Source organism: Niallia circulans (genome assembly GCF_007273535.1).
Taxonomy (GTDB): domain Bacteria; phylum Bacillota; class Bacilli; order Bacillales; family Cytobacillaceae; genus Niallia; species Niallia circulans_B.
In genome coordinates this window covers 1,653,773-1,676,990 of record NZ_RIBP01000004.1, presented here as the reverse complement: position 1 = coordinate 1,676,990, position 23,218 = coordinate 1,653,773, and the positions used below count along the sequence as shown (strand labels likewise).

General features: G+C 35.6%; 20 protein-coding genes, 1 other RNA gene and 1 pseudogene. 1 reads left to right on the top strand and 21 read right to left on the bottom strand.

Annotation, left to right across the window (positions count from 1 at the left end; translation table 11 throughout):
• Position 1: 1 nt before the first annotated feature.
• The 3 genes from CEQ21_RS16155 to CEQ21_RS16145 are packed head-to-tail and all read right to left on the bottom strand — an operon-like array spanning position 2 to position 3,249.
• The gene (locus tag CEQ21_RS16155; RefSeq protein WP_185765408.1) at positions 2-967 is read right to left on the bottom strand and encodes a transketolase family protein; all 966 of its coding nucleotides are present in this window, start codon (positions 965-967) and stop codon (positions 2-4) included.
• Positions 964-1,794, bottom strand: a complete 831-nt coding sequence (locus CEQ21_RS16150; RefSeq protein ID WP_185767300.1) for a transketolase — start codon at positions 1,792-1,794, stop codon at positions 964-966. The genes CEQ21_RS16155 and CEQ21_RS16150 overlap by 4 nt, the downstream gene beginning before the upstream one ends.
• A gap of 18 nt (positions 1,795-1,812) precedes the next feature.
• A complete protein-coding gene (locus tag CEQ21_RS16145; protein ID WP_185765407.1) occupies positions 1,813-3,249 on the bottom strand; it encodes an L-fucose/L-arabinose isomerase family protein in 1,437 nt (478 codons plus the stop codon).
• 352 nt (positions 3,250-3,601) lie between these two features.
• Between CEQ21_RS16145 and CEQ21_RS16140 the strand changes: the two genes are divergently transcribed.
• Entirely contained in the window at positions 3,602-4,639 is a 1,038-nt protein-coding gene (locus CEQ21_RS16140; protein WP_185765406.1) for a LacI family DNA-binding transcriptional regulator, read from the top strand.
• Between the two features lie 77 nt (positions 4,640-4,716).
• On the opposite strand, the gene ssrA is transcribed toward CEQ21_RS16140, so the two are convergent.
• The 18 genes and pseudogenes from ssrA to tpiA all read right to left on the bottom strand — a co-directional run bounded on the left by ssrA (position 4,717) and on the right by tpiA (position 23,196).
• Positions 4,717-5,075: a transfer-messenger RNA gene (gene ssrA, locus CEQ21_RS16135) on the bottom strand.
• 156 nt (positions 5,076-5,231) lie between these two features.
• Positions 5,232-5,699 (bottom strand): SsrA-binding protein SmpB, encoded by a 468-nt coding sequence (gene smpB, locus CEQ21_RS16130; RefSeq protein ID WP_127738132.1) that lies wholly within the window; start codon positions 5,697-5,699, stop codon positions 5,232-5,234.
• A gap of 111 nt (positions 5,700-5,810) precedes the next feature.
• Positions 5,811-8,126: a ribonuclease R gene (gene rnr / locus CEQ21_RS16125; RefSeq protein ID WP_235907390.1), complete on the bottom strand. Its 2,316-nt coding sequence runs from the start codon at positions 8,124-8,126 to the stop codon at positions 5,811-5,813.
• 60 nt (positions 8,127-8,186) lie between these two features.
• Complete coding sequence (locus CEQ21_RS16120) at positions 8,187-8,930, bottom strand: alpha/beta hydrolase (protein ID WP_185765404.1); 744 nt, start codon at positions 8,928-8,930, stop codon at positions 8,187-8,189.
• 189 nt (positions 8,931-9,119) lie between these two features.
• Positions 9,120-9,356: a preprotein translocase subunit SecG gene (secG, locus tag CEQ21_RS16115; RefSeq protein ID WP_127738135.1), complete on the bottom strand. Its 237-nt coding sequence runs from the start codon at positions 9,354-9,356 to the stop codon at positions 9,120-9,122.
• A 145-nt stretch (positions 9,357-9,501) separates the two neighbouring features.
• Positions 9,502-9,618: pseudogene (locus tag CEQ21_RS27485) on the bottom strand (hypothetical protein); the annotation flags it as partial.
• Between the two features lie 337 nt (positions 9,619-9,955).
• Positions 9,956-11,035, bottom strand: a complete 1,080-nt coding sequence (locus tag CEQ21_RS16105) for a hypothetical protein (RefSeq protein ID WP_235907269.1) — start codon at positions 11,033-11,035, stop codon at positions 9,956-9,958.
• Entirely contained in the window at positions 11,025-11,597 is a 573-nt protein-coding gene (locus CEQ21_RS16100; protein ID WP_185765403.1) for a hypothetical protein, read from the bottom strand. The genes CEQ21_RS16105 and CEQ21_RS16100 overlap by 11 nt, the downstream gene beginning before the upstream one ends.
• 86 nt (positions 11,598-11,683) lie before the next feature.
• Complete coding sequence (locus tag CEQ21_RS16095; protein ID WP_235907268.1) at positions 11,684-12,751, bottom strand: hypothetical protein; 1,068 nt, start codon at positions 12,749-12,751, stop codon at positions 11,684-11,686.
• 139 nt (positions 12,752-12,890) lie between these two features.
• Positions 12,891-14,108: a hypothetical protein gene (locus tag CEQ21_RS16090; RefSeq protein ID WP_185765402.1), complete on the bottom strand. Its 1,218-nt coding sequence runs from the start codon at positions 14,106-14,108 to the stop codon at positions 12,891-12,893.
• Between the two features lie 337 nt (positions 14,109-14,445).
• Positions 14,446-15,351, bottom strand: a complete 906-nt coding sequence (locus CEQ21_RS16085) for a restriction endonuclease (protein WP_185765401.1) — start codon at positions 15,349-15,351, stop codon at positions 14,446-14,448.
• 589 nt (positions 15,352-15,940) lie between these two features.
• Positions 15,941-16,906 carry a hypothetical protein gene (locus CEQ21_RS16080; RefSeq protein ID WP_185765400.1) on the bottom strand — a complete coding sequence of 322 codons (966 nt, stop codon included), beginning with the start codon at positions 16,904-16,906 and terminating at the stop codon, positions 15,941-15,943.
• Positions 16,907-16,932: 26 nt separating this feature from the next.
• Positions 16,933-17,484 carry a hypothetical protein gene (locus CEQ21_RS16075; protein WP_185764151.1) on the bottom strand — a complete coding sequence of 184 codons (552 nt, stop codon included), beginning with the start codon at positions 17,482-17,484 and terminating at the stop codon, positions 16,933-16,935.
• 141 nt (positions 17,485-17,625) lie between these two features.
• Positions 17,626-18,378 carry an SHOCT domain-containing protein gene (locus CEQ21_RS27185; protein ID WP_185765399.1) on the bottom strand — a complete coding sequence of 251 codons (753 nt, stop codon included), beginning with the start codon at positions 18,376-18,378 and terminating at the stop codon, positions 17,626-17,628.
• A gap of 135 nt (positions 18,379-18,513) precedes the next feature.
• Entirely contained in the window at positions 18,514-19,425 is a 912-nt protein-coding gene (locus CEQ21_RS16065; protein WP_185767297.1) for a tyrosine-type recombinase/integrase, read from the bottom strand.
• Between the two features lie 160 nt (positions 19,426-19,585).
• The gene (eno, locus tag CEQ21_RS16060; RefSeq protein WP_185765398.1) at positions 19,586-20,881 is read right to left on the bottom strand and encodes a phosphopyruvate hydratase; all 1,296 of its coding nucleotides are present in this window, start codon (positions 20,879-20,881) and stop codon (positions 19,586-19,588) included.
• A 27-nt stretch (positions 20,882-20,908) separates the two neighbouring features.
• Positions 20,909-22,441 carry a 2,3-bisphosphoglycerate-independent phosphoglycerate mutase gene (gene gpmI / locus CEQ21_RS16055; RefSeq protein WP_185765397.1) on the bottom strand — a complete coding sequence of 511 codons (1,533 nt, stop codon included), beginning with the start codon at positions 22,439-22,441 and terminating at the stop codon, positions 20,909-20,911.
• On the bottom strand, positions 22,438-23,196 hold the full coding sequence (tpiA, locus tag CEQ21_RS16050) for a triose-phosphate isomerase (protein ID WP_185765396.1): 759 nt from the start codon (positions 23,194-23,196) through the stop codon (positions 22,438-22,440). The genes gpmI and tpiA overlap by 4 nt, the downstream gene beginning before the upstream one ends.
• Positions 23,197-23,218 lie beyond the last annotated feature (22 nt).

Sequence of the window (23,218 nt, the reverse complement as noted above, 5' to 3'; positions counted from 1 at the left end):
CCTAGTAACCAAGCATTTCTTTGGCAATGCGTGCAACATTGTCAGCACTTAATCCATAATGTTGAAAAACTTCCTTCGTATTCCCTGCGACTGCTGGTTCATCTGGAATTCCGAGGATTTTTACTGGCACTGGACAGGATTGTGATGTAACCTCTGAAACAGCTGAACCTAAACCACCAAAAACACTATGTTCTTCAATCGTAATAATACGGCCTGTTTCTTTAGCTGCTTGAATAATTGCTGCTTCATCTAATGGCTTTATTGTGTGCATATTAATTACTCGGCAGCTGATGCCGTCTGCTTTCAATTCATACGCAGTATCAAGGGCAACACGTACCGTTTCCCCAGTAGCAATAATCGTTAAGTCATTGCCTTCATGCATGATGACTGCCTTCCCAATCTGGAAATCATAATCAGCATTTAAATACGAATCTTCGACTGGATTTCTGCCAATTCTCATATAAACTGGCGTTTCATAATCTACTAATGCCTCAATCATTTTTTTTGTTTCATGACGATCTGCAGGCATCATTACATGTAAATCTGGAATCGCCCTAGTTACAGCTAAATCCTGAACAGAATGATGAGACATGCCAAGGGCTCCATAGCTGACACCTCCACTTATTCCAATTAGTTTTACATTCGTTTTGGAATAGGCAATGTCCACTTTAATTTGTTCAATGCTCCGCATACTAAGAAAACATGCTGGAGAAGCAACAAATGGTTTTTTTCCATAGGCAGCCAAGCCCGCCGAAATTCCAACTAAATTTTGTTCGGCGATACCTACTTCTATTAGTTGCTCAGGTAATGCATCCGCAAACGGCACCATTGATGCCGACCCTCTTGAATCACTTGTTAATACTAGAATATCTTTATTCTCTGAAGCTAACGCAAGCAATGTATCACTAACAACTGTCCTGTTGGCAATTTTATTGCCAGTATTTTTCTCAAACGCTACATTGTTCATGCTAATACCTCCAATTGCTTAGAAAGTTCCGTCATTGCCAAGTCATATTCCTCTTTAGTTGGGACATGATGATGCCAGCTAGCTACATTTTCTGCCAGTGAAATGCCCTTGCCCTTAATCGTGTTGGCAAGTATCATCGTCGGCTTCCCTTGAGATATCGGTGCTTCTGTTAATACTCTTACTAGCTCAGCTACATCGTTACCGTCAACTTCAATGACATCCCAGCCAAAGCTTTGCCATTTCTTATCAAGAGGCTCATTACTCATCACATCATCCGTACTTCCAGTGATTTGCAATCTGTTTCTATCAATAATTCCAACTAGATTATCAAGTTTATATTGTGAAGCAGACATCGCAGCTTCCCACACAGACCCTTCCGCTAATTCTCCATCTCCCATTAACGTGAAAACCCGGTAAGATTTTTTATCGAGTTTAGCAGCTAATGCCAAGCCAACAGAAATTGATAAACCATGGCCCAATGCTCCTGTATTCATTTCTACACCAGGAACTTTATTATTTGGATGACCTATTAATCGTGAGTTGAATTTAGAGAATGTCTTTAATTCTTCTTTCGGAAAGAAGCCCATATCAGCAAGAACTGCCCAGTATGATTCAACAGCGTGACCTTTACTTTGAATATAACGGTCACGGTCTTCCCATGTCGGATTTGTTGGATCAACCTTCATTACACCGTAAAAAAGCGCTGTCAAAATATCTGTATTAGATAGAGATGATCCAGTATGTCCTGTGCCTGCTTCGTACACCATATCAATTACAGACATTCTTATTTCCGTTGCTTTGCGTTTCAATTCTAAAATATTTAACATCATTTACCCTCCATTAACTCATTCATTTATGTCACTGCCACGTAACCATGCACGAATTTCCTCTACTGTCGGATCAACAGGGTCTGGAGTTAATCCTGGAATGTATTGACACGCCTCATAAATGACCGGAATAACATTTGCATGAATTCCCGTTGAATGATGGATGTATGGACCCTTAACTAATGTTTCTTCCCAAAGTGGCCAATCATTCACCTCCACCCAAACATAAGAACCTCTTGTATATGGACCTTCCATTCCTTTTGCCTTCCCTAAAAAAATGAAGTATTCTCCGTTATCACCGTCAAAACGAGCTATCGTCATTTCTCCGCCTTTAATTTCTCCTTCATGTGTTCCAGGTGCATGATCTTCAAATAAAAAGTGCTTATTTAATTGCGGCTTCTCTTCCACACTTAACGAAACTGGGAAATTACCACAATGGTATAATAGCTCTCCATTCGGATGCTCTGGATGTCTAATCGTAATATCTGCAAAGAATGTCGGTAATGTATTAAATGTTGCTGCTTGAACCATGATGGAAGTTATTGCCCCGTGGATATCCGTTTCACAAGTGACAGGTATTTGTTCATCTGTTAAAATAGCGTTCGCAAGACAAGGCATGATTCCGATAATATCCTGCAATGTTGACCAACATTGGATAGCTATTGCCGAGCTGCCTGTTTCTTCTGCAAACTGCTTCATCGCAACCTTTAATGATGCGATCCGGCGAACATCCTCATCTTTAACCGCACTCCAATCGAGTGTATCCTTGATATATTTAATTGCCTTATCAAGTTCTTCACTGCCAACCTTCTCAATTTTTAATGTCTTTTGTTTAATTTGGTCCAATGTAATCGGATATATTTGAATGCCAAATTTCTCAAGTAATTCGCCTTCATTACAGATAACAGACCAAAAGTCAGACGGTCTTGTTGAGATTTGCAGTATTCTAAGCTTCTTAAAGTGCTTTACAACATTTGCTGCACCAATGAAATTTTTAAAGCCTCTTTCAAACACTTTTGAGTCGACAGAACTGTTTGTTATGTAAGTAAATGGAACTTTAAATCTGCGCAGCACTTTTCCCGTTGCAAAAATTCCACACTGAGTATCTCTAAGTCGAGTTCCATCCACTAACGGAGCTTCATCTCGCGGTCCCCATATTAATACAGGTTTATCGACCGCTTTAGCAATTTTTGCGACAAGGTCCTCTGTTCCGAAATTACAATGTGGGAAAAAGACAGCATCTACTTTTTCGGAAATAAAGCGGTCAATAATCAGTTGCTCTTCAGCACGATTATAAAGTAAGCCCTCGTCATTAATCCCCTCTAAATCAATGATTTCAATACCTAAATTAAAGCTTTTCATTTTTTCTTTAATTAACTCTTTATATTTGTAAGCATCCTCTTTACTAAACAAAAATCTGCGCGTCGGAGCAAAACCTAACTTAAACTTTTCCATGTTATTCCCCCAAATTAACATTAACTACTAAACTTACTAAACAATAAATAAAAGTGGTAACCGCAATTAATACAGTGTTTTCTGAGTTATATCTAAGTTATTTCTTGGTATAAGATTAACACCGACACTAAAAAGAAGTCAATATGTTTATATAAATTTATTAAAAATTTTATTATTTGTAAGCGTTAATTTTTAGTTTATTTTAGTTATTTTCATGCAATAAACTTAATAAAATACTAGAATATACATCATTTTGTACTAGTTAACTAATTTGACACAACTAAACTTTTTATCTAAACTAAACGTAAAGATTTATAAAAACAGTTTAGTTTAGATAGAATGGAGGATACATATGAAGATAAATGACATTGCCCAAATTGCAGAGGTATCCAAATCAGCTGTCTCTTTAGCTTTAAATGGAAAGCCTGGTGTTAGCCACGAAACTAGACAAAAAATCATCCGGATTGCAGAGGAAAATGGCTACAACCCTAAATCCTTTTCGAAAACAAAACATTCTATCTCTAAAATATTTCGGTTTATAGCTTGTACACATACTGGAATCATCACTGAGCAATACCAGTCTCAATCTTTCTTTATGGAATTAATAAATAATATTGATCAATCTCTTTCATCAAAAGGCTATTCTTTAATTATTTCTTCAATAAATATTGATTCACTTGAACAGGAAGTAATGAATCTAGAAAAGCAACAAAGTTCATCTGGTATTTTGTTATTAGGAACAAACTTAACAGAAGAGCAGATTAAAACGGTCGCTGACTTACAGCCTAATCTAGTTGTCTTGGATACTTGTTTTGAGACATTGGATATTAACTTCATCGTCATGAATAATGTGATTGGGGGCTACCAAGCAGGGAAACACTTAGTTGAATTAGGACATAGGGAAATTGGCTATGCACAATCTACTGCAAGAATGTACAACTTTGATTCACGAAGAAGAGGATTTCAAAAAGCCATGGAAGAAAACGGCTTATATATTAAGCCTGAACATACTTTCCAAATGTCTCCGACGGACCTCTCCATTCAACATGACTTCACACAATCTATTCTCGAACTAAAAGACAATCTACCAACCGCTATTTTTTGCGAGTGTGATTATATGGCCATCAGCGTGATTAAGGCACTCAACGCACTTAATCTGCAAGTGCCGGAAGATATATCTGTGATTGGATTTGATAATATTGTAGAGTCACGAATTGTAAGTCCAGAGCTAACAACGATTCATGTCAAAAAAGATAAAATTGCTTCTCTTGCAGTGGAGAAATTAATTAGAGAGATTGATTATCAAGAAGAAGATAAAATGAAGATATTTATAGACACAGAGCTTGTGAAGAGGCGGTCCAGCTGTAAAAGACCGCAACAGCATGAATAAAATAAAAAAGCATCAATTCCTAAAGGAATTGATGCTTTATATCTCAAAGTAGTAAAAAACCACCAAACATATGTATTTGGTGGAGACGGTGGGAGTCGAACCCACGTCCAGAAACATCGGCACTTAAGCTTCTACGAGTGTAGTCAACATATTCGTAATTCGCTCATTCTTCTGCCTGCTGACGGGCGTCCGATGAGCTAGTCTGGTTGTTCTCTTCCTTCTTCCTCAGACGGTGGAATCCGGCGTAGCCCACTTAAAGTGAGTCCCTTACCCTACCACATGGGCAATGGAGGGAGGAACCGCTAAGCGCTATTAAGCAGCTAAAGCGAAGTTGTTTTGTTGTTTGCCAGTTATAGGCTTTGACGTTTTAACGAGGCCGATCCCCTCGACTCGCAACCTAAGCTCGAACTATCCCTGTCGAATCCGTAACGTCCCCATAAGGATAAAATCATGTAATTGTTACATCACAGGATTCACGCTGAAAAGCGTTAACGTTAGGAAGCTCAAAAATAGGAGCTTTAAGTTATGCTTGTCTTAACGACATAATTTATTATAACATAAACATCCTAAATTTCAATTGTAAGTTCTTGGATTACATTTTTTGCCTATCTCTTAAGGCACGTTCGATGCTGCGGTTTGCTTCTTTGCGCTTTAGTGTCTCACGCTTGTCATAGTTTTTCTTACCCTTTCCGAGTCCGATTAAAACCTTGGCAAAACCGTTTTTCATATAAAGCTTTAATGGAACTAATGCATAACCGATTTCCTTTGTATCACCAATCAGTTGGTTTATCTGCTTTTTATGAAGCAGCAGCTTACGTGTTCTCAGCGGTTCATGATTATAACGGTTCCCCTGCTCATATGGGCTTATATGCATGCCATACAAGAATACTTCCCCGTTATGAACGCGAGCGTATGATTCTTTCAAGTTGACTCGGCCGGCACGAATTGCTTTAATCTCTGTTCCTTGCAGCACGATGCCTGCTTCATATGTTTCCTCAATAAAGTAATCATGATTCGCTTTTTTGTTTTGTGCGACTACTTTCCCTTCACCTTTTGGCATTTGAATTCCCCTACCTTTATAAGCTAATTGTACCAAATTATCTTCGTTCGGACAATTTTGATGAGCTTTGTCAAAGGGAAGCAATGTTGCTTCCCTTTCTTAAGCCTGCAATCAGCGTTTCTTTTTCTTTCTTTTTGCCTTCGGGGCATTCTCAAAAAACTTTCGGTCTTTTTTCCCTTGGCGTTTTCCTTCACCGCTGCCGCTGCCATTTCCACTGCCACTGCCTTTTCTGCCATCCTTGCCTGCACCAGGTTTTCCTTTGCGCGGCGGACGAGACGTGCTGCCAGTGGGGAAAACTTTACCGTCTTTTTTCGGATCTCTGCGGCGTGTTCCTTTCATGCCGACAATTTCGAAATCAATTGCTCTTTCTTCCTTGTTAACATTAACAACACGAACTGTGATTTCATCACCGATTCGGAACACCTTGCCTGTTCTTTCACCGATCATCGCAAAATGACGTTCATCATAGCGGTAATAGTCATCTGTCATATAGCTGACATGGACAAGGCCCTCAACCGTGTTGTTTAGCTCGACAAACATTCCGAAGTTAGTGACAGAGCTGATAATTCCATCATATTCCTCACCGATTTTATCCAGCATGTATTCTGCCTTTTTCATCTCATCTGTTTCACGTTCAGCCTCAACAGAGCGTCTTTCCATGTTCGAGGAATGCTCGGCAATGTTTGTTAGCTTGCTGTTCCATTTTTCTTGAGTAGGTGCGCTAATATCACCCTCCACAAGATATGTGCGAATAAGTCTATGCACAATTAAATCCGGATAACGTCTAATTGGCGATGTGAAATGCGTATAGAAATCAGTTGATAATCCGAAATGCCCAAGGCTTTCTGGGTAATATTTCGCCTGCTGCATAGATCGAAGCATTACTGTTGATATAACCATTTCCTCTGGTGTTCCTTGCACCTCTTCAATGATTTCCTGAAGCGCTCTTGGGTGAACTTCATTTGCAGTTCCTTTAACGATATAACCAAAGTTTGTAATAAACTCAAAGAATCTGCGAAGCTTTTCTTCCTTCGGATCTTCGTGAATACGATAGATGAACGGTACTTGCAGCCAGTGGAAATGCTCTGCAACTGTTTCATTAGCTACAAGCATAAATTCTTCAATTAAGCGTTCCGCCACAGAGCGTTCGCGCAAAACGATATCCTTTGGCTTGCCGTTTTCTTCGACAATCACCTTTGATTCTTTGAAATCAAAATCAATTGCCCCTCTGCCCATCCGTTTATTACGAAGAACTTGTGCAAGCTCCTCCATTCTCTCAAACATAGGAACAAGCTCCGCATATCTTTCTCGCAGCACCTCATCCTTGTCATTTAAAATAGAGTTAACATCAGCATATGTCATTCTTTCCGTTGTTTTAATAACACTTTGGAAGATTTCATGGCTGACCACTTCACCACTTGAGCTGATCTCCATTTCACAGGAGAGCGTTAATCGATTTACCTTCGGGTTCAAGGAACAAATTCCGTTTGATAATCGATGAGGAATCATTGGAATAACGCGGTCAACTAAATAAACGCTTGTACCCCTGTCTTGTGCTTCCACATCAATTGGCGATTCTTCCTTCACATAATAAGTCACGTCAGCAATATGGACACCAAGCTTATAATTGCCGTTTTCCAGCCTTGTAACCGTAACAGCATCATCTAAGTCCTTCGCATCTGCTCCGTCAATTGTAACAATCTGCTGGTCTCTTAAATCGCGTCTGTTTTTGATCTCACTTTCATCAATTTCATCTGGAACGCCATCAGCCTGTTCCATAACATCGTCAGGAAAAGCAAGCGGCAAGCCATGCTTATGAATAACAGATAAAATATCTACACCCGGGTCGTTTTTATGTCCCAGAATCTTCGTGATTTCACCTTCTGCATTCTTTCTGCCTTCTGGATATGCAGTAAGGTTAACAACCACCTTATGTCCCTCTACAGCCCCTTTAGTGCTGCCTTTTGGAATGAACACATCTGTGGCGATTTTTTTATCATCAGGAATAACAAAGCCAAAATGCTTGCTTTCGGAATATGTACCGACAATTTGTTGTACCCCTCTTTCAAGGATACGGACAATTGTACCTTCCCGTCTTTGCCCAGAGCTTTCTGACGTAACACGCGCAAGCACGATATCACCATTCATGGCTGTATTTACTTCGTTCGGCGGGATAAAAATATCATCTAAGCCAGGCTCCTCTGGAATAACAAAGGCAAAGCCCTTCGCATGACCGGATATTTTCCCTTTTACTAAATTCATTTTTTCAGGAAGACCGTAACGATTGCTTCTCGTTCTTACGACCAAACCCTTTTCTTCCATCTGCACTAATGCTTTGACGAAATCTTTGAAGTTAGAGGAATCCTCTATCCCAAACGCTTCTTCTAATTCTTGGACTGTCAGCGGCTTATACGCCTCGTCCTTCATATAATGCAGTAACTTTTCTATATGTTCGTGAATTATATCCAAACAAACAACCTCCTTTAATTAACGACTCCAGTCTAAACGATTGATAAACTGGTAAAAGTCCTCGAAAACCTGGTCCTTTTCTTTATCATGTGTAATGACATGGCCAGAGTTTTCAAACCATTTAATATCTTTCATGTCACTTTCCACTTCATTATAAATAATATTAGCACTATCTGTATTAATCATATGGTCATGTCTTGCTTGTATTACAAATACAGGAGAATAGATTAAGTCTACCGATTGGCGAACATCTGCAATTAATGCTTGCAGCTCCTTCAATGTGTTCATTGGAGCGAATTCTGCCATTTCTTTTTCAATAAGTTCCTCTGATTTTCCTTCACGTGCTTTATAACTGCGGGCATATTCTAAAACACCCTCATACATAACTTCTTCGCTTTTAATATACATCGGCGCACACATCGTTACGATACCCTTTACTGGTACAGTGTAACCTAATTTAAGGGAAAATACCCCACCGAGGGAAAGTCCGCCGACTGCTATTTCCTCATAGCCTTTGTCTTTCAAAAAATTATAGCCTGCCTGAACGTCCTCCCACCAATCTTTAGGGCCATATTGAACAAGGTCCTCTGGAGGCACTCCATGCCCCTTATACAATGGAATATAGCTTGTGTATCCTTTTGTATTCAAGTAGCGGCCGAGCAGCCTGACATCTGAAGTATTGCCTGTAAAGCCATGCAGCAGTAAGACAGCACGTTTATTGTCTCCTTCAAAAAACAATGGCTTTTGTTCCACTAATTTCATTTAAAACACTCCTTGCTTTATCTTTTCCCATTTTATTCGAAATCAATTATGTATGCTTGAATTTCTTCAATTCTTATCCTATTTTAGGCAGAAAAAAGGATAAGAATCCAGTAAAAAGAATTAAAGCTTCTATTACAGAAAAAAAACCTGACCGCTTCCGGCCAGGTTTTCATCTATACCGTACAGCTATTAAATATCGAAATAGCTGACTGCAATCGTCAAGGCAAAAAACAGAATAGCCAACACGATTGTTGTATTATGAAGTATTAAATCTAAACCACGCGCTTTTTGTTTACCGAAAAGCTGTTCTGCCCCACCAGAAATGGCCCCGGATAGACCTGCACTTTTCCCTGATTGCAAAAGTACAACTACAATAAGAGCAAGAGCAACAATGATCAATAATGTTAACAAGATTGTGTGTAGCATACAAACACCTCCATTAAGACGAACATACATTACTCTTAATGTACCATATTTTATGTTGTCCCACAATAGCCTTACAATTGTTTTACAAAACTTATCCAAACAAAAAACACCTGACAAATGAATGTCAGGTGTTAATGTTCAAACCTTATTTTTTAAGGTTGTAGAAAGATTGAAGACCATCGTATACAGCTAGGTCGCCAAGCTCGTCTTCGATGCGAAGAAGCTGGTTGTACTTAGCGATACGGTCTGTACGAGAAAGTGATTATCCTATTATAAAGCGAATAAATCAACTTTAATTACCTTATTTCTTCCTATTTATATGTGAATGTATTGTATAGTTCATAAACAATGTTTCTCTACTTATTGAGCTCTTGTACGAACTAATTAAATTATAACAAACATTAATTTGATTGTTAAGCACATAACTGAAACAGTTAATAGTAATATGACACAGTTCTCTTTCAATAATTAGTATAAGAACCAAAAAAACGCTGAATGAGATAGTCACTACCAATGCGAGCATCAACCTGACCATCCTATAGAAAAAGGACACTTGAAGAGTGTCTTATAACTTTTATATTTTAATTAGAATTTCAAGTTCACATAGAGAAATCTATAAATTCATCAAAGCTATTTTCAATATCACGGTAATCATTATCATTGGTAATCATATTTAAATCAACTTTTTCACTCTCATAAAACTTAATAAAGTCATCCGTCTTTTTAGCTTTTAATTTCAATAAACTTACTATTTTATTTTGATTATCGTAGAACTTAAGCTCACAATGGGCATTTTCATTAATTTCTAAATTTACTGGATTAATTTGCTTTGTGAATACGTGAGAATAACTTTCTCCAAGTTTATCGATGTTTTGCATTACTCCAAACATCCTTATGACTATATCCTTATTTGCATTATATATTTTAGCGACAAACCTAATATTAGATAACTTCAAAGGAAAGTGAATACTCAAATCACATTCCCCTTCACCTTCCTGCGGAATCTGGTGTAAAGTTATTGTAGGGGATATTTTAAAGAATAATTCTTGTAAATCCCCTTCACTTTTCTTAATTATTTCAATATTGGATAATTCTTTCTCATTAAGTAAATAACCCTTATCAAGTGGGTCTTTATTTAGCCGAATTAGATTTAATAAAATAGAGATAGAAATTAGTAAAAAGGATAATACTCCCCACATTATTAATTCGGTTATATTAATGATATGTATATAATTCAGTTCTTTTGCAAAAAAATTAAAATTCGTATAAAGCGAAATAACAATTCCCCAAGTAGTAATTGAGATACCCGAAACTATAAGGAAAACCCAATAAATATAATTAAGCAGAAAGTCCTTTGTTATATATATACTATATTGACTAAAGTTTAAAATAATCTCTTCAAGCGTCAAGGCATAAGGTCTTAGTATCTGTTGCTTAATCTTTGATGCATTTAATAGTTTGTTTTCATAAGAAAAAGCAATAAATAATGTTACAAACCCCAACAATGACATTATACCTCCAAATATCCAACTTATTAAATTGGATGCATCAGAAACTAACGAAGGTAATTCTCCTTCTAAACTAAAATAGGACTGGAAATCATCAAACCAAAATAACAGTCCTAGTATTAGTAAAAAGGGAATAATCAATATTAACAATGACCACCATTTAAATAACATTCGCAACAATCCTTTTACATGTTTCAAATATGCAGTTATCACCGTCAGTATCAAAGAATGATACTACTGAGTTTAAATCTAATACAAAATATATTTGTTCCATTTTTGTATAAAGAACTAAACTTACAATATCCGAATGATTTAGGTGGTTTGTCAAAACTCTAACTGGCATGTCCTTTACAGGAATATTGGAATATGTGCTATCATCATAGCCTGTTTGAAGTTTTGCAATGTCCACACTAGTTAGTTGAAACCCATTAAATTCCTTACTTTCATTAAGGTATTCTTTAAAACTATGAAATATATTTATTTTTTTAATTCTTATGGTAAAGAAAGAAACTATCTTTGAAATAGCATAAGCAATCTGACTTTCAGACCCACCAAATAAACATAATGTATTATTTTCTTCAAAAATATAAAAACTTATTGTTTTACGTTGTGAAGTGATAATTTTATCTCTTACTTTTATGGGGTCTGTCCAGTTAATATCAGCTCTAAGGATTCCCTCTTCATACAAATCACAAACCATAGTATAAAAGTCATCTCTATTATTACTTTCCATCTCCCCCCAGTTAGGGCTTCCACTATATTTATAAAAAACACAATCTTTGTGGAGTAGCATGTTAACACCTACTTTTTTAGAGGTTATTAGCTATGAGAAGCTATGAATGAACTATATATTGGCTCAAGGATTCTTCTAGTAGCTTCAATATCCATGATTCCATTGTTACACATTAGAATATATTCCTCTTGTATATGATTCAAAACATCTAGCTTAAAGTCCTCATCTTTATTATCAAGTATAACTATTTTTAGCTTGTCGTATTCTTTTCCTTTCAAACTAAAATGTACATTTACTTTTATACCATTATATATTGAAGTAGTTTTAAAGGAGATTATATCATTAGATAATGTAATGTACTTACATGCTTCATCTGAATTAATAATATCGTTACCGTGTATAGTAACACCTTTTAATCCTCCGCTTTGCGATGTGCTATTCAACTTGAATTTAACATCATTAAAGCTAGAACTTATCCCTCTTGATGGTAACCTATTATAGATAAAATCTAAAATAAGCATTGTCTTTTCTGAAGCACTATCCATTTCTAAAGTTGGAGCATTAAATATTCTAATATTATAAGGTGAGAAAGAAACATTTAATCTATTTAGAAGAAATTTCTCTATAACATCTTCAATGTTATCTCCACCAGCTTCCACAGATATTTTACTATTGCTTTTCTCTATAGTAACAGTATTGTGGTAAACAGCAGTTAACGAACTTATATCCTGAACGCCCATTTTCCAATATGTTCCGTATTCTTTAATACTCATCTTTAAAATTATATCTTTCTCATCTGATTCTATGTCCATCATCACAACCTCAAACTGAGGAGTTATAACAAAAGATTTCATAAATTCGGTTTTTATTTGTTCAGGAGTCTTATTATTTAATTTACCCAGATTATTTAGTTTATAGGTATATGCAGATAAACCTTTTTTTCTTTTCATTACAGCCATCTCTGCCAGATTAATAATATCTTGACTACTAAGAACCCTCCCTAAAAGCAGAAATTCTTCTTTTAAGTCACTTTTATTTTTCTTACTTTTATCTAAAACAAAACCATTTTTAAATTTTTTTAGCACTTCTATAACTTGAGATTTAGTTAAATTACCAAAAGCTCTTTCAAGGACACTATTCCTATTAATTTCCACAATGATTACTCCTTTACAACAGAGATACATTGTAATATTATAACATATTTTTACAAATTACGACAGACTTTGCTCTAATTTAACTCCTCAAACTAAAACAAATAATAAAGAATTAAATCTAGAAAAAAACTACAAGATTTTATTCACAATTTTCCAGATTACTATTTCCATTTGTATTTCCCTTGATTTTACTAAGCATTCCTCTAAGCTTAAGGATTTCTTTATGAGGATTTACATAAACTTTTTCCAAATTCCCAAAATGCTTATCTTTTAATACAACTGTTATTTCTTCTAGTGAATATCCGCTTTCTTTTAGCTCCTTTATTTTAAGAGCATTCCTTATCATCACATGTTCAATATAATTATTTTCCTTCGCCCATTTTTTTAAACTCTCTCTTCTCTCTATCCAGCCTGTTTCTTTCGACATCGTTGAATATAGTGCATTATAATTTATTATCCAATTATTAAGTCCACTATACTCTATCTCAGACTTTTCTCGCTTAATGATTTGTTGTTCAACGTCATCATCTGTTTTATCCTCCAATGAATTTATCCATTCCATTGTGTCTTTTATATCTGAATCATTATCAGCTATTTTTTCAATCTCAATTACTAACTCTTCCCCAATTATTTCCCTTAATATAACTATTTGATGTTCCTGTAATACCCCCATCATAGGTGCATTAATTCCGAACTTTCTACTATAATCGTATTCAATTATACCTATAGGATACTTAACAAGATGAAAAATAGCAGATAATTCGACTACCTCTTTCATACAAGCAAACCATCTATGGAATGATTCTTCTTCAAAAGTTTGATAATTACTTCTATGTTTTAATCCCATATTATTTGAGTATTCATAACCCTTTGTATGAACAAAATTGTGTAAATCATTTAACCTTAACATTCTACCTTTTAAATCATAAACTTTTTGTATTTGTTTAAAGTTATTATGTTTTGATATTTTTTCCCATATATTATTTAGTCTTGGAGTATTTAATTTAGAATTTAACCATTGAGTTATATCTTTGTGTCCATTATCACTGATATTCATGTACACCGACATAAGATTTAATTCGAAAACATTTCTTAGTGTAGCCATGCTTTGTTTATATAAACCTTGGCTACATAAATTAAAGGAAATCTGCAATTCTTCCCACGATTCAATTAATGGAAATGTATTGCCTGACCAGAAACTTTCGAAAGTTTGAGGGATTAAGTCAACCAAGGAATTATAAGCCCAGAAATAATTCTTAACCTCTTCTTGTAATACTGTGTTGCTCTCAATAAAAGTCTTAGTATTTTTATAAACCTCTGTTCCTTTTTCAAAAGTATATATCATAGGTGAAAACATATTGACCTCCTCCTTGCAATTTAAACAAGCTACACCTACATAATTTTTCCATCTCCTAATAAAACCCTATATATATTCATTTGTCACCACAATAATCACACGTAGAAACATTGTCAATTAAGATAGTTTTATTAAGTTTTTTTTAATTTCATACGTAGTTTTTTTCATACGGATTGTGGGAGTAGAAGTATACTTATTACCTTTTTTAATTGGAGTAATATTACATTCGATTTCGAAAAGACACCCATTAAAAGGGTGTCTTTATTACTTTGTATGATGGGTCAATTACCCCAATTTTATGGGAACAAAGTTATCATTTATTAGTAATGTTCGCTGGTTAATTTACAGAAGCTAAATACAGTGGTGAATTGGGCTCACCTAATTGAACCGCTTTTTCAATCTTATACCTTAAACCATCTTTTAGAGTTATTCTTCCCTCTAATATCAACATTAATTCATGACCATCCATAAAAATAATTTTTGTACCCTTACCACTAAACTCTTTAATGACTTCTTCCCTAAATCCATTTATTGATACAAACAATCCTCTTGTACTATCAATTTTTGTTTCCAATTTGTACTTAAATCCTGCTATTTCAGCCACATTTGGAATTTCTTTTCGCCATTTTGCTTCTACAAGGTAATCAAATCCATCAAATCTAAAATAACCATCAATTTGTTGAGTATTTTCAGTTGTTCTGAACGATTTTCTATACTCTATATCGTTTAATTCAAAAAGACTTTTTAGCAAGTCTTCTAAAATGAATCCTGCTTTCTGTCGATTTTTTTCAATAACACAGTTATTAAATAATGTTCTTAATTCTTCTAGTTGCTTTGCTCTTTGTAACACTAAAGTTAGTTTTTCCTGATTTACTTTTTTTTGAATATTTTCTTTTTCCTTCTCTTCTTTTATAATAAAGTCATTTTCTTGGGCTAATCTTTTCAATTTCCTCAGTGCATCTAAACCAGCATTTCTATCTAGTACCTCTTTGTCAGGTAAATCCCTAAGTTTACAAAGATTTGTTAACAACTTCCTTTGAATAATTAATCCATCTTCATTGATAGACAAATCTTCTAGTACCCTTCTTGCCCAAACAAACTTTGGTAAATCTCTATACTTATTGATAATTAAAGAAGGTACATCACATGACCGCATAAATGATGCCATAGGGTCTTTATAGTGGAAACATTTACCGAAACATTGTATCATTTGTTCTATAATCTCATATGGAAGGTATTTCATTGCTTCACCCCAAATATATTAAAGTTTATTTTAAGCTACTCAAATTTTCTCTACTATTAGAATATTATATCAAATTTCCTACTTTTTGCCTTTAAATTTCCGAATAAGGTCGCTATTATTAAGTTAGATACTCAGTAGTTAGCTAATAGTTACATGGCAATGTTTTAAAGATGATTTACTAGTATAATTTATCTTATAAAAAATAAGCACCCTATTAAGAGTGCCACAATGTTTTTAGGTCTTTTATTCCTCTCTGTTAATTGTTTAAATCCTAAAATAACAAACATAGATGGTTTTCACTATCCTATTTGCTCTCCTTAAAAATTTATATTGTTAAGACTTTATTATCATCTTGCATTTATTTCCAAATAAGTTAACACATCCTACTTTGTAAAGTAACTTTTGACATAGTTTTATCTATATGAAACATTAAAAAACAGAAAAATCCCCTAATGCTAAAAGGTATGTTATTCGAAGTAAGTTAATATATTATATATATGTACATATGCTTAATAATTAAATTAATAATTAAATAAATAAATATATATATATATTTACACCAAATATCATACCTTTTAGATTATTTCATTTATCCTGTACCTATATCACTAGATTTAACATAATCTGTATGCGTTGAAACATGGTATACTTTTCGCTTTGGAAAATTGTAATCAGGGTCAATTAACCAATCATCACTATCTTTAATCCAATACATACTTGATTCAGTATGGTACTCTCCTCGCTCTATACAAAAATCCTCAGGCAAACTACCAATAAGACAAAATCCCTTTAATTCTTTTAAATATTTATCTCTTGTAGAAGGAAGAATCCCACTATACTTTGTAATGCCTTCCAATGAAATATTTACTACTGTGTTTGCACCAATACGTGCCTTTAAAAACGCATATAAATAAAATGCTACGTATCCTAGTTTTGGTTCTGTCATACACTTGATAAATACATCAAAACCAACCATGTGTGTGTATTCCTTCCCACCATCATAGAAAGTTCCATTATATTTTTCTTCGCATCCATCTTCATTTTTTGGATACCTAAAACCAGTAGCTAGTAGTGGCTCTTTAATCTGTCTGCGTTTCGTTGTTTGACCCTCTAAAATTTTATCTTTCACTTCTTTTTCTAATTCATAAAAGTAATAAAACTCTGGAAAACCATGTCCTTCCTCTTTATTTATCATCCATATTATAGGTGCATTTATGTAAGATAAAGTCGATGTCAGACCTAAACGGTCAAGTACCCCATCCTTTTTAACAATATAGTCATATTCTTTACTAGTCTTAGAAACTCCAATAACCTCAAATATCGATGCTTTTGTAATATCTTCAAATGTCATTTCACCGTATTTTGCATATCGATATAACCATGTTATAAAGTACAGATATGTATATGCGAAAGCAACATGAGGGGCTTTCTTTTCATTTAGCTCTGTATCATTAATAAATATATCCATAAGCTCATTAGGCATTAGCAGGTAGTTTTCTTTACTACTATATAGCAACTTTTTCTTTAATATTGACTTTTTAATTTTCTTCTCCATAATTCTTTGATTCCCTTCCTAGTAAATTATTCTGGTACGGTGTTTTGGTGTTTTGGTGTTTTGGTGTTTCGTGTTGGTGTTTGGTGTTTCGTGTTTGGTGTTTGGTGTTTCGTGTTTCGTGTTTGGTGTTTCGTGTTTGGTGTTTCGTGTTGGCGTTTGGTGTTTCGTGCTTGGTGTTTGGTGTTTGGTGTTTGGTGTTTGGTGTTTCGTGTTTCGTGTTTCGTGTTGGTATTTGGTGTTTTGGTGTTTTGGTGTTTTGGTGTTTTGGTGTTTCGTGTTGGTGTTTGGTGTTTGGTGTTTCGTGTTTGGTGTTGGTATTTGGTGTTGGTATTTGGTGTTTTGGTGTTTTGGTGTTTTGGTGTTTTGGTGTTTTGGTGTTTTGGTGTTTTGGTGTTTTGGTGTTTTGGTGTTTTGGTGTTTTGGTGTTTTGGTGTTTTGGTGTTTTGGTGTTTTGGTGTTTCGTGTTTGGTGTTTGGTGTTTCGTGTTTGGTGTTTCGTGTTGGCGTTTGGTGTTTCGTGTTGGCGTTTGGTGTTTCGTGCTTAATATATAGTATAACATAATTCTGCATATTTGTCAAATGTTTTAGCTATTATTAATTGACTTTACAATATAAAAATGATATAATATCCGACCGTTTTTCTAAACGAGCGGATATTGGTTGTTTCTGTTTATATCCAATAAATAAAATCAAGATTTTATCAAAAAACCTTGATAAATGTTAACTAGACAGTAGCCTTTTTTTCTGAATATTAAACTCCTCCTCTGTTAAAACCCCCTCCCTTAGTAACAAAGCTAGTTTTGTTAATTCATCAGCCACAGAGGAATTTAAAATCTTTGTTTCATCATTATTCATCAGTTGTTTATTCCGCTCAACATTATACTCCTTATCACCCTGTTTTATTATGACTTCTAAAAGCTTAAACCAATTAAGTGCTACGTTATATGCATTTGCATATTCCCTTGAATTAGTATCTGCTGGTTTGTGAAAACGCTCTATTTCTATAGTGTATATAGGGTTTTCCAAATCGTCTATTGTTAAAATTAGTTTAATACTTTTTACAGCTCTTTTCTGTTTTTGTTTTCCACTTAGCCCACCTATAACAGCTCCAACCCCACCAGCTAAAGCTCCACCAACTAGAGCCCCACCTAATTGGCTTGTTCTTGACGTAACACTTACGGTTTCATCATCTTCCTTCATTTCAACTTGAATAATATCTTGATAATTAAACTGTTTAATAAAATCCTTTGGTCTTGAATATAAGATAACCCATATACATTTTTTCTTGTTATCATGAATTAGCGTGTAAACCATCTTCATATCATACCTTTTGGAAATTGTAATTTTATTTTCCTTAACAACCTCATTAACACTTAATTGGCGAATATTTTCAATCTTGTCCTCACCTTTATTTATTAATGCTACTAGCCAGAAACACACTCCTGCAATAAGGAAACAAATAAGTATAGCCATTTCTTTACCTCCACTTTTATAATACAAACCAAAAGTCTTTTAATAATTCACCTAGCTTGCGGGGCTGGTAGTGCATATCTATAATTTGTATTACATCATTGGCATTGTGGTGAAAACTACCCCGCTTATTCTTTCTCACTTATTTTTTATATTCATTAACGGGCTTGATTTCGTTGCCATTTCTAGTATGTTTTCTGTTTCTAATCCCATTAGATATTTCTTTGTAATCTGAATATTCTCATGACCAGCTATCCTAGAACAACTATACAAATCTAATCCATTTCTAAGGTTTGACTGAATAGAAAAATGTCTTAATGTATGAGGACTACACCTAATCTCTTCTCTAACCTTTGCCTTCGCACCTGCATTTCTTACTATATTTTGGATTTGTACTCCTGTTAACGGCTTTCCACTTCGTGATAAAAAATAATTATCATATTCTTTTCTCTTATTTTTGAAATATCCTTCTTTTAACCTCTCATATCTAATCATGTATTTCTTTAACATTAGGCTTACTGGTACGTATCTCCATTTAGCACCCTTACCAAATACTTTTATATTCGTTTCATTAAACCAGCTAGATTGAAGATTTATTAACTCACTCATCCTCATTCCTGTATCAATAAACATTGCAATTATTACCTTGTTTCGTGCGTTTAAATAAGTTTTGAAGTCATAAGCATCAATCATATTTGCTACCTCTTTGTCAGTAAATGTTTTAATAATTACTTTCTCTTCTTTCAAGAATTTTACTTTCTCCACAATATTGTGGCTAACATATTCTTCTGCCACCAAATAATTATAGAACGCACGTAGAGATTTTATGATGGTATTTATGTAATTCGATTTGTTGCCTAAGTGTAATTGTTGTTGTACAAAACGCTTAATATGCATTGTTGAAATCTCTTCTATTTCACAAAAGCCAAAATGTTCCTCCAAGTAAGTCATTAATTGGTCAATATTATAATTGTATGTTGCAATGGTTCTCTTGGAGTAATTCTTAATCTCTAAATCAAACTTAAATTCCTTTTGTAAATCTTTTACCAACATAAAAAAACCTCCTATAAATGTGGAATACTCACACATAAATAGGAGGTTTTAAGCAAAAACGTTGTACAACTAAGCTCATGTTTTCGTACTACATAATTTATCTTGTATAAAACTGTTTTGTACGAAACAATTCAGCCGTACATCCTTCATTCAAACCTTATTTTTTAAGGTTGTAGAAAGATTGAAGACCATCGTATACAGCTAGGTCGCCAAGCTCGTCTTCGATGCGAAGAAGTTGGTTGTACTTAGCGATACGGTCTGTACGAGAAAGTGAACCAGTTTTGATTTGGCCAGCGTTTGTAGCAACAGCGATGTCAGCGATTGTTGCATCTTCTGTTTCACCAGAACGGTGAGATACTACAGCAGTGTAACCTGCACGTTTAGCCATTTCGATAGCTTCGAAAGTTTCAGTCAAAGTACCGATTTGGTTAACTTTGATAAGGATTGAGTTAGCAATTCCTTTTTCGATACCTTCAGCCAATTTTTTAGTGTTTGTAACGAATAGATCGTCACCAACTAATTGTACTTTAGAACCGATGCGGTCAGTCAATAATTTGTGACCTTCCCAGTCGTTTTCGTCAAGACCATCTTCAATAGAGATGATTGGGAATTCGTTAACTAGCTCTTCGTAGAAAGTTACTAGCTCTTCAGAAGTCAAGCCAGTACGGCCTTCTCCAGCAAGATCGTATTTACCAGTTTCTTTGTTGTAGAACTCAGAAGAAGCAACGTCCATTCCAAGTAAGATATCTTTACCAGGCTCATAGCCAGCTTTTTTGATTGCTTCGATGATAACTTCAAGTGCTTCACGGTTTGAACCAAGGTTTGGAGCGAATCCGCCTTCGTCACCTACAGCAGTGTTTAAGCCTTTTGCAGAAAGAACTGATTTAAGTGCATGGAACACTTCAGCACCATAACGCAATGCTTCTTTGAATGTTGGAGCTCCTACTGGCAAGATCATGAACTCTTGGAAGTCCACGTTGTTATCAGCATGAGAACCACCGTTGATGATATTCATCATTGGAGTTGGCAATTGCTTAGCGTTGAATCCGCCAAGGTAACGGTACAATGGAAGACCAACAACTTCAGATGCAGCATGAGCTGCAGCCATAGATACACCAAGGATAGCGTTAGCGCCCAATTTACCTTTGTTTTCAGTTCCGTCAAGCTCGATCATAGTTCTGTCGATTCCAGCTTGGTCAGTAACGTCCATACCGATGATTGCTTCAGCGATAACTTCGTTAACGTTTTCTACTGCTTTAAGAACACCTTTACCAAGGTAGCGTGATTTGTCGCCGTCACGCAATTCTACTGCTTCGTATTCACCAGTTGATGCACCAGATGGAACAAGTGCACGACCGAAGAAACCTGATTCTGTTAAAACTTCTACTTCTACTGTTGGGTTACCGCGTGAGTCTAATACTTCGCGAGCATATACATGTTGAATGTATGGCATAATAAATTCTCTCCTTTAATAGATCAATTATTTTTTAATGATAGACGTACCAGTCATTTCTGCTGGTTGTTCAAGTCCTAATAGTTCTAGCATTGTCGGAGCCAAATCTCCAAGCTTTCCTTCTTGAAGCTCGACACCAGGTACTGTCACAATGACAGGTACAGGGTTTGTTGTATGTGCAGTCATTGGTTTCCCATCAAGTGTTACCACTTCATCTGAGTTACCATGGTCTGCTGTAATGATAGCTTTGCCGCCTTTTTCTTCGATCAATGTGATGATTTTGCCTAAGCACTCATCAACAGTCTCGATAGCCTTGATTGTTGGTTCAAGCATTCCGGAGTGCCCAACCATATCAGGGTTTGCAAAGTTTAAGATGATAGCATCAAAATTATCTGCTTCAATCTCTTTAAGAAGTGCATCTGTCACTTCATATGCGCTCATTTCTGGCTGCAAGTCGTATGTTGCAACTTTAGGTGAGTTGATCAAAATACGCTTTTCACCAGGAAATTCTGCTTCACGTCCACCGCTCATGAAGAACGTTACGTGCGGATATTTTTCTGTTTCCGCAATGCGGAGCTGAGTCAATCCGTTTTGAGAAATAACTTCACCTATAGTGTTATCCAAGTTTGTCGGTTTGAATGCGACATACCCTTTTACTGTTTCACTGAAATGAGTTAAGCATACGAAATATAAATCTTTCGGATGATTTTCTCCACGATCGAATGAACGGAAGTCTTCATTAGTGAATACATTAGAGATTTGGATTGCACGGTCAGGGCGGAAGTTATAGAAAATTACTGCATCTTCGTCTTGAATGGTTGCAACCGGCTTACCGTCTTCTTTTGTAATAACAGACGGAAGTACGAATTCATCAAAGATACCGTTTCTATAGTTATCTTCCACAACATCTAATGGGTTGGAGTAGCTAGGTCCTTCACCATAAGCCATTGCACGGTATGATTTTTCTACACGATCCCAGCGCTTGTCTCTATCCATAGAGTAATAGCGGCCTGAAATTGTCGCAAATTCACCAACACCGTATTCTTCAATCTTTTCTTGTGTTGCTTTAATGTATTTTTCAGCAGTCTTTTGACCGACGTCTCGGCCGTCAAGAATACCGTGAATATATACTTTTTCTACACCTTCGTCTTTTGCAAGGCGAAGAAGTGCAAACATATGCTCAATATGGCTGTGAACTCCGCCGTCGGACAGAAGACCGAACAGATGAAGATTTTTGCCATTTTCCTTCACATGCTTAATAGCATTCACGAAAGTTTCGTTCTTAGCGAACTGGCCTTCTCTGATTGCCACATTTACTCTTGTTAAGCTTTGATACACAATTCGTCCTGCTCCAATGTTCAAATGACCAACTTCAGAGTTACCCATTTGTCCTTCTGGAAGACCAACTGCTTCACCGCTTGCAACAAGTGTAGTGTGAGGATATTTGTTCCAGTATTTATCAAAGTTTGGCTTTTTTGCTTGAGCAACAGCATTTCCCATACGTTCGTCTCTCAATGCAAAGCCATCCAATATGATCAATGCTACAGGAGATTTACTCATGCCTTACCTTCCTCCAATAATTGCAGGAAGCTTTGTGCTTCTAAGCTAGCTCCACCTACAAGAGCACCATCGATATCAGGCTGTGCCATATATTCTTTGATGTTCTCTGGTTTAACACTGCCGCCGTACTGAATGCGGATGCTTTCTGCCACTTCTGGAGAAAACTGTTCGCTAACAGTTTTACGGATATGTGCGCAAACTTCGTTTGCATCTGCAGATGTAGAAGATTTGCCTGTTCCGATAGCCCAGATTGGCTCATAAGCTACAACTGTTGCTTTAACTTGCTCATCAGTAAGACCAGCTAAAGCTTTTGAAACTTGAGAAGCAACGAATTCGTTTGTTTCGCCGTTTTCTCTTTGCTCAAGTGTTTCACCACAGCAAACGATTGGAGTTAAGTTGTTTTCAAATGCTGCAATCGTTTTTTTGTTAACACCTTCGTCTGTTTCATTGAAGAACTCACGGCGTTCTGAATGTCCAAGGACAACATATTTAGCACCGATATTTTCTAATGCTACAGGGCTGATTTCACCAGTGAAAGCACCACTTTTTTCGAAGTGCATGTTTTGTGCACCGATTTTCACTTCTGTGCCGTCAGTCAATTCCACTAATTGACCGATGAATAGAGCAGGAGCTACAACTACAGCATCAACCTGTTCACTAGAAGGAATTGATTCTTTAATTTCTTGGATAAAGTCCACTGCTTCTGGAAGTGTTTTGTTCATTTTCCAGTTTCCAGCGATAATAGGTTTGCGCATGTTTAACATCCTTTCATGCTTC

Coding starts and splice junctions, on each gene's coding strand:
- CEQ21_RS16155 (WP_185765408.1), bottom strand. CDS start 967: ATGAACAATGTAGCGTTTGAGAAAAATACTGGCAATAAAATTGCCAAC.
- CEQ21_RS16150 (WP_185767300.1), bottom strand. CDS start 1,794: ATGTTAAATATTTTAGAATTGAAACGCAAAGCAACGGAAATAAGAATG.
- CEQ21_RS16145 (WP_185765407.1), bottom strand. CDS start 3,249: ATGGAAAAGTTTAAGTTAGGTTTTGCTCCGACGCGCAGATTTTTGTTT.
- CEQ21_RS16140 (WP_185765406.1), top strand. CDS start 3,602: ATGAAGATAAATGACATTGCCCAAATTGCAGAGGTATCCAAATCAGCT.
- smpB (WP_127738132.1), bottom strand. CDS start 5,699: ATGCCAAAAGGTGAAGGGAAAGTAGTCGCACAAAACAAAAAAGCGAAT.
- rnr (WP_235907390.1), bottom strand. CDS start 8,126: ATGAAGGACGAGGCGTATAAGCCGCTGACAGTCCAAGAATTAGAAGAA.
- CEQ21_RS16120 (WP_185765404.1), bottom strand. CDS start 8,930: ATGAAATTAGTGGAACAAAAGCCATTGTTTTTTGAAGGAGACAATAAA.
- secG (WP_127738135.1), bottom strand. CDS start 9,356: ATGCTACACACAATCTTGTTAACATTATTGATCATTGTTGCTCTTGCT.
- CEQ21_RS16105 (WP_235907269.1), bottom strand. CDS start 11,035: ATGTTATTTAAATGGTGGTCATTGTTAATATTGATTATTCCCTTTTTA.
- CEQ21_RS16100 (WP_185765403.1), bottom strand. CDS start 11,597: ATGGAAAGTAATAATAGAGATGACTTTTATACTATGGTTTGTGATTTG.
- CEQ21_RS16090 (WP_185765402.1), bottom strand. CDS start 14,108: ATGTTTTCACCTATGATATATACTTTTGAAAAAGGAACAGAGGTTTAT.
- CEQ21_RS16085 (WP_185765401.1), bottom strand. CDS start 15,351: ATGAAATACCTTCCATATGAGATTATAGAACAAATGATACAATGTTTC.
- CEQ21_RS16080 (WP_185765400.1), bottom strand. CDS start 16,906: ATGGAGAAGAAAATTAAAAAGTCAATATTAAAGAAAAAGTTGCTATAT.
- CEQ21_RS27185 (WP_185765399.1), bottom strand. CDS start 18,378: ATGGCTATACTTATTTGTTTCCTTATTGCAGGAGTGTGTTTCTGGCTA.
- eno (WP_185765398.1), bottom strand. CDS start 20,881: ATGCCATACATTCAACATGTATATGCTCGCGAAGTATTAGACTCACGC.
- gpmI (WP_185765397.1), bottom strand. CDS start 22,441: ATGAGTAAATCTCCTGTAGCATTGATCATATTGGATGGCTTTGCATTG.
- tpiA (WP_185765396.1), bottom strand. CDS start 23,196: ATGCGCAAACCTATTATCGCTGGAAACTGGAAAATGAACAAAACACTT.